8 protein-coding genes are annotated in these 10794 nt (G+C 39.6%); all 8 read right to left on the reverse strand.

What is annotated here, in order from left to right; genetic code table 11:
- Positions 1-376: 376 nt before the first annotated feature.
- Positions 377-553 (reverse strand): Rop family plasmid primer RNA-binding protein, encoded by a 177-nt coding sequence (locus G468_RS23090; RefSeq protein WP_071846899.1) that lies wholly within the window; start codon positions 551-553, stop codon positions 377-379.
- A 100-nt stretch (positions 554-653) separates the two neighbouring features.
- Complete coding sequence (locus G468_RS0114375) at positions 654-1214, reverse strand: flavodoxin family protein (protein WP_026823683.1); 561 nt, start codon at positions 1212-1214, stop codon at positions 654-656.
- A gap of 121 nt (positions 1215-1335) precedes the next feature.
- The gene (locus G468_RS0114380; RefSeq protein ID WP_248604895.1) at positions 1336-2994 is read right to left on the reverse strand and encodes a type I restriction-modification system subunit M; all 1659 of its coding nucleotides are present in this window, start codon (positions 2992-2994) and stop codon (positions 1336-1338) included.
- An 18-nt stretch (positions 2995-3012) separates the two neighbouring features.
- Positions 3013-4335 carry a restriction endonuclease subunit S gene (locus G468_RS0114385; RefSeq protein WP_026823685.1) on the reverse strand — a complete coding sequence of 441 codons (1323 nt, stop codon included), beginning with the start codon at positions 4333-4335 and terminating at the stop codon, positions 3013-3015.
- Complete coding sequence (locus tag G468_RS0114390; RefSeq protein WP_026823686.1) at positions 4328-7336, reverse strand: type I restriction endonuclease subunit R; 3009 nt, start codon at positions 7334-7336, stop codon at positions 4328-4330. Before G468_RS0114390 ends, G468_RS0114385 begins: the two co-directional genes overlap by 8 nt.
- Positions 7337-7384: 48 nt before the next feature.
- Positions 7385-7972, reverse strand: a complete 588-nt coding sequence (locus tag G468_RS0114395) for a ProQ/FINO family protein (protein WP_026823687.1) — start codon at positions 7970-7972, stop codon at positions 7385-7387.
- Positions 7973-7975: 3 nt separating this feature from the next.
- Complete coding sequence (locus tag G468_RS0114400) at positions 7976-8953, reverse strand: Rpn family recombination-promoting nuclease/putative transposase (RefSeq protein WP_026823688.1); 978 nt, start codon at positions 8951-8953, stop codon at positions 7976-7978.
- 227 nt (positions 8954-9180) lie between these two features.
- Positions 9181-10647, reverse strand: a complete 1467-nt coding sequence (locus G468_RS21225; protein WP_034250090.1) for a UvrD-helicase domain-containing protein — start codon at positions 10645-10647, stop codon at positions 9181-9183.
- Positions 10648-10794 lie beyond the last annotated feature (147 nt).

Raw genomic sequence — 10794 nt, forward strand, 5'->3', positions numbered from 1 at the left:
GTCACCGTTCCCTTACTGCCCGATGTCACGAAGCCATTGACCATTTGGGGTCAAGTGGAACGTGGAATACCGGAGCCATGTATGGCGAGGATATGCCGCGAAAGCCACTTTAAGGCTTGCCGTCCCCTAAAAATGGGCGAATGGCAAGCTGGCATCGGGCAGTAAGGGAAATCCTTCAAATTTTAAATTAATGCGATGGATAAATCTGATTTACAGGCGGAATTCAATTTATTTAAGCGATACGCTTTTTTTCACTATGCTTCTGACATCCCGTAGGGAAACATCAGCGGAGCCGCCATTAGCGGCGACATCCTTATTTTTATGAGTAATTACAATCTTTTGTTTGTTTTTCTGTGCAAAAAATAGGAGTGAGTAATTATCTTTCCAGTGTTCTCTTCAAATTAAGATAAAGTGCTTCTGCCATGTCGTGCAATTCTTCGCACTCATCTGCACAATCATCCAGATTAAGTTGATTGAGCTTATCTAAGAGTATTAATGTCTGACTTTTGATAAAACCGGCCATATTGAGGGCTGTTAGCTCTTGCTTTGTCATAACTTCTTAAGTATTAATTTTAAGCTTTTAAAATACACGAACTAACCTTACTGACCCTAAAAAATAAAATCAGCAAGGGATAATTGATTACAATGAAAAATTATTTATTCCAACGTAATGTAGCTTGCGCGACACGTTTTCCCAATATTTTAGCCGTTTCTTTGTCAGATGACCTAATACCTTCTATACCCTGGTCAGCATTTGCTTGTGCCATCATACCAAGAAATGAACCTAAACGATTAACATCATTTTCAGAGCCTTGAGAATTATTATTACCAGGCATTAATCCTAAACTCACCCATAACATTTGATGCTGCGCGGCAAATACCGATAAATGCTGCAAAGTTGACAACTTATCACCACTACGTGAAGCAGAGCATGTAAAACCTGCCGCCAATTTATCTCGCCAACTACCCCAATGTTTAGATGAAGCATCCATAAAACCTTTAAACTGAGCAGATACGCCACCCATATAAGTTGGCGAACCAAATATAATCGCATTGGCTTGATTATTAAGAAAATCCCAATGTTGGTCTATGTCTTCTACCGAAATTAATTTAACATCAACATCAGTCACTTCCTTAACGCCATCAATAACCGCTTCAGCAATCGCTTTGGTATGACCATAACCACTATGATAAACCACTGCAATATTAACCATTATGTCCTCCTGTTATTATTATTTCACCATGCTAAACGTTGTAAATATGGTCTATCAGATCATTTGACACGCTTTATAATAAATATATGTACTTAAATAGATAAATGCACAATAATCAGCATCATTTCTTGCCTGTCAATGGCAGTGGCGAAAGTCCTAATTCGATAAGAAACTCGTTATGACGTAAAGTAGCGTTGTAAATCTGTTTCTCTAAATCTAACAGTTCATTATTCACCTTTTGTAAATCTATTTTTTCTTCTGCCTTTGCGGTACTCACATAACGAGTGATATTAAGATTATAATCATTCTTTTCAATCTCCTCCATTGACACCCTACGTGAATAACGCACCTCTTCTTTGCGGAATTGATAGGTATCGATGATTTTTTCGATATGTTCTGGCAATAGCTGATTTTGGCGTTTGCCTTTTTCAAATTGCTCTAACGCATTAATAAACAGCACATTATTAGATTTTTTACATCGTTTGAGAACCAGAATACATACCGGAATTCCCGTAGAGAAGAACAGGTTAGCTGGTAAACCTATCACCGCATCAATATGCCCATCTTTTAACAATTTGGTACGGATACGTTCTTCTACACCGCCTCTAAACAACACCCCATGTGGCAAAATGATAGCCATCACACCATCGTCACTCAGGAAATGAAATCCATGAAGCAGGAAGGCAAAATCCGCCGCAGATTTGGGCGCCACACCGTAATTTTTGAAACGGAAGTCTTCTCCATATAATTCAGTTGATTCCCAACGATAACTAAAGGGTGGGTTAGCAACCACCGCATCAAACTGTTGCTTTTTAGCGGGATTTAACTCATTAAGCATAGCCCAGTCATTTCCCAGTGTATCGCCATGATAAATCTCAAATTCGGTATCTTTCACCCCATGTAACAACATATTCATACGAGCTAGGTTGTAAGTCGTGATATTTTTCTCTTGCCCGAAGATTTTACCGATTTTTCCACCGGCTTCATGTAACTGTTTACGAACATTTAATAATAAGGAGCCAGAACCACAGGCAAAATCGAGCACCTGTCTAATTTTTTTCTTCTTACCCGTGGTGGGGTCTTGACTATCAAGCGTCACAATTTCAGAAAGAATCGTCGATATTTGTTGCGGGGTATAAAACTCACCAGCTTTCTTACCTGAACCTGCTGCAAACTGACCGATGAGATATTCATAAGCATCCCCCAAAATATCCTTATCAGTACTAAATTGAGTAATACCCCCCGCGATTTTTTTTATAATTTCACAAAGGGTATCATTACGGGCTTTTTGCGTTTTCCCTAATTTTTCCGAGTACAAATTAATTTCAGAAAATAACCCCTGAAAATTAGACCCAAACGAACGCGATTCAATATAATCAAACCCTTTATCAAGGATGATAAGTAAATCATCACTTTGGATTCGAGCCATTTCGGCAATACTACTCCATAAAAACGGCGGCTCAATGACATAATGGGTTTTAAGCCGCATTTGCTTCTCAAAGTCAATAATATCGGTAGGGTTATTTTCATACCAAATAGTCAGCGGTGCCCTACGGTCTCCCTCTTTAGGTTTCGGATAATCGCGACCTAATTCTTTTTGAGCTGCCTGTTCATAGTTATCAGACAAATAACGTAAAAATAAAAATGACAGCATGTAATCACGAAAATCATCCGCATTCATCGCACCCCGCAAATTATCAGCTATGTTCCAAAGGGTTTTCCCAAGTTGGCTTAATTGTTCTTTTGTCATACTATTTTCTTCGCCTAATTTCATTGCCATTTCATGAAGAATTCTGGGTTAAATCATCTCACTAATGACAGGAAAAAGTTGTTGCATTAAGCCTTTTTTGTGTTTTTTTAAGCTTTCGAGTTTTTGGTTTTGTAAGCCTATCAGTTGATCAAGGGAAGAAAGGCAATCAGCGATTTTTTGTTGTTCTTTCTCATCAAGATCCGGGACTGGCATTACCATAAATTCGTTACTCTTAATACTTATACGATCATGGCGAACTCCACTATTTGATACAGATTGTAAAAAGTGATGCCAATTAGAATACTTAAAATACTGTTCATAGAAATCATTATTCTTATTAAGGAATCTAAAAACTGTATAGAGGGGTGATATAACTCCTTTACCAACCTTATTTTTAGAAATAGGTCCAACTGGTGCCAAAGTTGATATTCTTGGGTTGTAAATATAATCGCCTAATTCAACAATATAATATCCATCTAAATTACCTTTAACAGCGATATCTTTTTTAAAATAATTTTTTTGATCAACAACCCCATCGACTGCCGAGTTCGTTAAAACACGAAATAGTTTTTCACCTTTGTTTTTATTTATTACACGATTTGCAACGGCTTCTAGCTTTACACTCTTCCAAGGTAGAAAGTCTGCACCATCATCTTTTACAAAACGGAGTTTAGGCAAACTCTCTCCTTTGGAAGGGAAAAGTTGTTGCATTAGAGCTTTTTTGTGGGCTTTTAGGCTATTGAGTTTTTGGGTATGAGCCATAATAAGCTCATCGATGGAAGAAAGACAATCCGCAATTTTTTGTTGTTCCTTTTTATCATCCGGATGTGGCACTTTTATAGAGGCAATTCGTCTAGTAGTTATACTAAGAACCTTTGTTCCTTGTGCTTCTTTTTGAATCTGCATTCGAATTACAGTCGCGTTAAATAAATGCCCACCAAAACCTTTTATTAACTTCTGATTCTTTTGTCGAGCCAATAAAGTATGAAGTCCTGAAATGAGCCTCTCATTGTTAATATTAATTATCTCAATGCTTTTCCCAATATCTTCCATATTTTCAGAGGCATCAGCAAAAATAATATCGGTTTCACGACAATATGCTTCTGGTTTTAACTTTTCTAAAAATTTCGAATCATTAATATAAGGGATATTTTCTGAAGTAATATCGAAGAGAGTTGAAAATTTAGTATGAATATCTCCATAATGAATATTTTTAACCGTTCCACCGTTGGAATTAAGTTTATCTCTTGATAAAGAATTAGTAGATTTAAATTCATATATCTTATCAAACTGCTCAAAACACCATTTTGTTTCACCAATGAACTCTGGAAACCTTAACACGGGAACCAATCCATTCTTCTGCTTACTCATAAGCATTCAACCCTGAAATCTGACGTCCTGCCGCCTGCTTTTGCAGATAAGGCACTAAATCTGCCATTAATGCCAGTTCCGCCCCTCGCCGCGCCTTCCAACCTAGCACCAATGGTGCAAACAGGTCAGTCAATTGCTCACCATCAAATATCAGGCGCTCAATAATATTCTCGACAAACACTTGTAAAGACTGAGCTTGTAGTCCATGTTTCTTGGCTATCTGTGTTAAGGCTTGAACGGCTTTTTGCGCTTTAAAAGCTTGATAGCCTTCCCTGATTTCTTTTTCATTTAAGGCTTCGCCTACTTTTAGGCTATTGATATACGTAATGATATCTTCTCGCTCATCCATTAAGTTAGCGTTTGCGCTTATCATGTCGATAAGCTCTTGCCGAGTCATCTTTCGCTTGCCAACAGATTGGGTAGAGGTGGCAATCAGTTCCATAATGTAATCGTAGTCAATGATACTGGAGGAAAACAACACCAAATCAAATTCCAATTGTTCTAGCGTTTTATCAACCTCTTCGTTTTTTCCGTGCTTACGTTTCAATTCCATTGCGGTGTCAAGATAAATGGCCTTGAAGCCACGCAAGGTATCGGTAGGCAGCCTCTGTTCAATTAAGGTTTTGCTTTTTTCATCCAGGTCAGTGTATTGCTCCAACTGGGTTTTTAGCTTTTGCACCTCTTTGAAGTGGTTGATAAATTCAGCTTTCGCTATATCGCCTTTTAGATTATGAACCTGAGAGGGTTCGCACGGTAAACCTTTACCCACCATAAAAGCGTGCAATTGTTCTACCGCCTTCTCGAACTTTTCTACCATTTTCGGTGCAGGTTCAACCAGCCAGATTTCTCTGGCTTTGTCTTTAGCACCGCCTGAGAACAACGCGATAGCCGCGTTAACTTCGTTTTCCTGATAACGGAAATCAAGAATGTTACCCCACGGCTTGGTGTCGTTTAGCACGCGGTTAGTGCGCGAGAAAGCCTGAATTAAACCATGTTGTTTGAGGTTTTTATCGACATATAGCGTGTTGAGGTATTTGGAATCAAACCCTGTAAGCAACATATCTACCACGATAGTGATGTCGATTTTGTTTTTTCGGGGATAATCAACATTGCTATATTGCTGGTTTTTTATACGCTGCTGGACATTCTGATAATAAAGATCGAATTCATTTATACTGTGATTCGTGCCGTATTGTGCATTATAGTCGGAAATAATCGTCATAAGCGCCGCTTTTTTCTTTTCCGGCTCAACCTTGTTGTCGGCACGCTCTTGCGGTAAATCTTCCTGCAATTGTTTGATATCCACTATGTTCTTACTGTTTGCTTCCCCCTCTTTTACCACAGTTTGAACGGGCGGGGAAAACACACAGGCGATATTAAGTGGCTTAAAGTTTTCATCTCCCGCCTGTTTTTCCATCTGCATAATTTTAAACAGTTCAAAATATTCAATCGCCTGATTGATAGAGGCGGTAGCCACCAAAGCATTGAAGCGGCGATGATTGGTAGCGCTGTCATGCTTTTCAAAAATGGTTCTGATTACGGCTTCAGGTGAGGGCTTCTGACCTTTTTTTGATTTGCTATTCCCATCTATAGCAAAATAATCAATATGAAAACTCAAGACATTCTTATCCTCAATTGCATGGGTGATGGTATAAGCATGAAGCTCTTTCTCAAAAATATCTGCAGTAGTTTTAAAAGAAGCCAAATTACCATCAACCTGCTGATAGATTGAGTTTTGGTCGAAAATAGGGGTTCCCGTAAAACCGAACAACTGGGCTTTCGGAAAAGAGGCCTTAATCAATTTGTGATTTTCACCAAATTGGGAGCGATGACATTCGTCGAAGATAAAAACAATCCGCTTGTTGCGCAGCGATTCGAGTCGTTCATTGTAAGTTTGTTCACCTTGCTTATGTCGACGGTTTTTATCCAATGCCAACCCCAGTTTTTGGATAGTCGTCACAATCACTTTATCAGCATAATCTTCCGATAACATGCGGCGCACCAGCGCTTCGGTATTGGTATTTTGCTCGACGCAGCCCACCTGAAATTTGTTAAATTCTTCGCGTGTCTGCCGATCAAGGTCTTTGCGGTCGACAACAAACAAACATTTCTCAATGTCGGGGTTATCTTTAAGTAAGGTAGAGGCTTTGAAAGAAGTTAGGGTTTTGCCTGAACCGGTTGTATGCCAAATATAGCCGTTTCCGCGATTTTGATGAATGGCCTCAACCATCGCTTTAACAGCGTAGATTTGATAGGGGCGCATAATGAGGGTTTTTTGCTCAACTTGCACCAATACCATATAACGACTGATTAATTGCCCAAGCGTACACTTCACCAGGAAGTCATCGGCGAAATCATGCAGGTGGGTTATCTTGTTATTATCTTTATCAGCATGCTGATAAATGGGCAGAAACCGCTCATCTGCGTTAAAACTGAAATGCGCATTTCGGTTATTTGCGAAGTAACGGGTATCATTGCCGTTACTAACGATAAACAACTGCATAAAACAAAACAGTGTATGGCTATAGCTATTACCTGGCTCATTCTTATAATCAACAATTTGTTGCATCGCTTTTCGTGGACTTAACTGAAAAGCCTTAAGCTCAATTTGTACCAAAGGTAAACCATTAATCAATAAGATAACGTCATAGCGTTGATGGCTATTTTCAGTATTAATGCGGAATTGGTTAACAACTTCAAAATCATTTTTGCACCAGTCTTTTATGTTCACCAGCATATATTCAAGCGGTGTACCATCTTCTCGGGTAAATTTACCTTTTTCACGCAGTTTTTGCGCAGCCGCGAAAACATCAGGCGTCACTATTTCATCACACAAGCGGGTAAATTCCACATCCGTTAAGCTGACTTGGTTTAGGGATTCAAACTTCTTACGGAAGTTTTGCTCAAGACTCACCTTATCACGAATATCATCCCGATAAATATACTTCAGCTCGCGCAGTTTGGCGATTAACCCTTGTTCAATATGTTGTTCTTTGGTCATGAGAGAAACCTGTTAATTTTGCTGCATGAGGAAGAATTTTTAACATTCTCAGTTTTTAGTCAAAGGAAGAATACAATCTATAACGTGATGATTTGATGTATTTCGCCGTGCTAAACGTTGCAAGTTATCCTTAACATCGGCTTGGGTGACCTTTCCGACTCTCTGACCTTCTTTGTCATAACGAAACGCCCCTAACTGGATAAGTGCCCGATAATCAACATGATGACCAATACTGCCTAGACAGGCTTTCAAGCGCCTTCTGGCTATCGGTAATGATTTTTTCTTAACCTCCTGCCACATATCCTGCTGGATACCAATTTTCATGGGTCTCAATTGATTTTCAGGAAATAAATTAGGCCAAAACGTGGTTATCTGGGAAATCGCTTCCTCTAACGGCAATCGCTTTTTGGGCAGTGTGGGCGGTTTTGGTATTTTAACCTTCACTGCCTGTTTAGATTTTTCAACCACCTTCTTGGGTTGCTGTTTTGCTACTTTGGGAGGATGAGGCTTTTTTGCCTGCTTTTTGGGCGCAGCATTCACCCAGACCTTTTTACGGTAAACTGAGTTACTTTGTGGCTGCTCTTCCTGTGAAGCCTTTCTTGAGCGATTGAGGCTTAATTTCTTGCGTTCTGTCATGGTTCAATCTTTAAACAGGGTGCTCATTTCAGTATCATTTAAGCCCGTAAATTTCATCACAGATTGCCTGTCCATGCCACTTTCAAGCATTTGCCGCGCTATCTTCATCGAAGCCTGTTTTTCGCCTTCAAGTTTACCTTCTAATTTACCTTCTTGAACGCCATCATTTTTGCCTAATTGGTAGCCTTCCAGTTTGCCTTTTTGTAATCCTTCTTGTAATCCTTCTTGTTTTAATGCTTGAGCAATAGTCATAAGTGCTCCTTCGTGTTTTTCTGATTGTTTGGCTATCTCAGTGATAAATTCCATTGGCTTTTGGGTATTACCTTCTTGGATGAGATAGTTAAACAGGGTAATAACTTGATTATCGGTATAATAATTATACGACAACAGCGTCACAATTTCATTCATAAGCTCTGTCATATCCCTTCTACGAATGTGTTTCTGGATTAACTCCAATAACGCCATTCGTCTATGCTGCATAATTTGACCATCATCTAAAGTTGTAACATCTGCTAATCGGAACGGTTGTGTATAGATACGTTCTGCTAGTTTTCTATCATGAAAACAGTCCAACCAATTCGTGCTATAGGGGTGAGGGCTTTGTTCACCGCAATAAAAGAGTATTGGGAAAACGAGCGGTAATTGCTTATTTCCCTGTTCTAAATGTTTCTGCATCGCTGCCATACTATAACGCATCAATCGCCATGCCATGAGTTTATCAGGGGTGGACTGATGCTCAATCAATACGTAAATATATCCACTTCCCTTTATAGTGCTAACTGAATAGAGAATATCACTTTGGTAATTCTTCATCTCACTATCGATGAATGAGCCAGACTCCACTTTGAGGCTATCTAAGTCACACAGCAACTTAATCTCATCCGGCAGCCAGATATCAAAGAAGTCTTTTGCTGTCGCTTTCTCACTTAGAAACTGGCGAAATACCGCATCGTGGGGCGTTGGGGTGAATTTTTTACTCATCCGATATCTTCAGTAATTGCTCGCGTCAGATTGAATTATGGCAAACAAACCCGCTATATTAAATACGCTATTTATTCATTACATTTCATACATCATAATCCAGCCATAGAAAAACGCACCCTATTCTTCTCAGGTGCGTCTATTTTTTGTTACTGGTATCTTTTTATGGCTAATCACAAGAAAACCTCTCAAAATCGATTACAAGCGTTTCTAGAGGTATTTCTGAATTAAACTTTTGCCGTTTTTTCATTCTCAGCAACGTTGGCTAGAATATTTACCAACAATTTATTGATGATAAGTGTCTTCTTCGCTCTGGTCGCGGAAACATACAGTAAATTCACTTCATCTCTAAAGGCTGCTTTGTCCATTTCAGGGTCAAAAAGATTATTCGGAAAGTCATTATTGATTTCAACGATATCCCACTCTAATCCCTTTGCTCGGTGGGCAGTGGTAACAGTAATGCTGGCTTCGTCTTCAGTATCTACCGTTCGTTTACGTAAAACATCCACTTTCTTCGGTAATGGCGTAAATTTTTCGATGATTTTGATAGATTGCAACATTTCCTGGTCACCACTGGCATTCGCCATCTGCTTATAATTCGCATAATTACGATATTCGGTGTAAAGCCGTTGGTGACTCATCTTTTTTCGCTTACCGAGTGAAAACCAGTGAAGGTTAATTAATTCATCGATACGATAAGCATCTATCCCATTGACCCAGTAGATAGTCGCTTTTTTGCTACTGGCTTCCAGCGCCGAACCAATCACCCCTGCTACCGTTCGACTGAGTATGGCGCGGTGAGGAAAGCCTTTCTTAGGGACATCAATAAGAATGTCATCTTTTTCACCTCTGCCAACCACCTGATGCGTTTCACCGTTCATGGCCAGTAATGCATTAGCCATATCCGCGACACAGGCACCAAAGCGAAAGCTATGGGTTAACCAGAGACGGTCAGCATCACTAAGCAAAGGCGCATTTAACGCATCGACCGCCCCTCGAAAACGATAAATCTGTTGATGGGCATCACCCACCATCACTAACTTCGTGGTTTGACGAAAAACAATATCGTGAGTAACCGGATTAGCGTCCTGCGCTTCATCAAACAAAATAACGTCAAAACGATGGGAAAGATTAGGTTGGGAGAGTTGGTACAATTTTAAATACATATCATGAATGACGGGAAAATTATCAGCAAGGTCAATCATTCGATGCCAGAGCCGTTCGCTCTGTCTGACGACATCATGAGCCATAAATGGTTGTTTAACTTCACCCATCAATATTGAGGGACAGTGGCGTAACATAATCTGACTATCCACGCTGCACATAAAGTTCTTTAAGGTGTCCTGAATCGCTTTTACGTATACCCAGTCTTCACTCTGAGTAGCATTAGCAATATCAAAAAGACGCAGAGAATTTGTTAATCGATGAGCGTAATTTCTACCAAAACCAGGCCATGCCAGTTGATGGGATGTTTTGCAAAGCACATTAGCAGGAAATTTCTCGTCTACCTCTTCCCTCACTGAACGATTAAACGCAATGTAGAGCATCCGGAGTTCGGGATGCTTTTCGGCATATTTCACTAACGTTGAGGTTTTCCCTGTTCCGGCAAAAGCGTTAACGACAAGCTTCTCTCCCTCCCAGTCAATAACGGCTTGTTGTTCTGGCGTTGGATTAATCAAAATCTTCTCCTGCATAACTTAATGCTATAAGTTTACCAGAGAATCCAATAAATAGTTTTGTAGATAAAACGTCTACATTTGTCGAAACGCATAGCCTCTAAAGTTAGTTGGCAAAATATAACAATTTGGATGGGTTTGATTGTGAAATATGGAGTTGAAAAT

This window comes from Arsenophonus nasoniae DSM 15247 (assembly GCF_000429565.1).
Classification (GTDB): Bacteria; Pseudomonadota; Gammaproteobacteria; order Enterobacterales; family Enterobacteriaceae; genus Arsenophonus; species Arsenophonus nasoniae.

Coding starts and splice junctions, on each gene's coding strand:
- G468_RS0114385 (WP_026823685.1), bottom strand. CDS start 4,335: ATGAGTAAGCAGAAGAATGGATTGGTTCCCGTGTTAAGGTTTCCAGAG.
- G468_RS0114400 (WP_026823688.1), bottom strand. CDS start 8,953: ATGAGTAAAAAATTCACCCCAACGCCCCACGATGCGGTATTTCGCCAG.
- G468_RS23090 (WP_071846899.1), bottom strand. CDS start 553: ATGACAAAGCAAGAGCTAACAGCCCTCAATATGGCCGGTTTTATCAAA.
- G468_RS0114390 (WP_026823686.1), bottom strand. CDS start 7,336: ATGACCAAAGAACAACATATTGAACAAGGGTTAATCGCCAAACTGCGC.
- G468_RS0114375 (WP_026823683.1), bottom strand. CDS start 1,214: ATGGTTAATATTGCAGTGGTTTATCATAGTGGTTATGGTCATACCAAA.
- G468_RS0114395 (WP_026823687.1), bottom strand. CDS start 7,972: ATGACAGAACGCAAGAAATTAAGCCTCAATCGCTCAAGAAAGGCTTCA.
- G468_RS21225 (WP_034250090.1), bottom strand. CDS start 10,647: ATGCAGGAGAAGATTTTGATTAATCCAACGCCAGAACAACAAGCCGTT.
- G468_RS0114380 (WP_248604895.1), bottom strand. CDS start 2,994: ATGGCAATGAAATTAGGCGAAGAAAATAGTATGACAAAAGAACAATTA.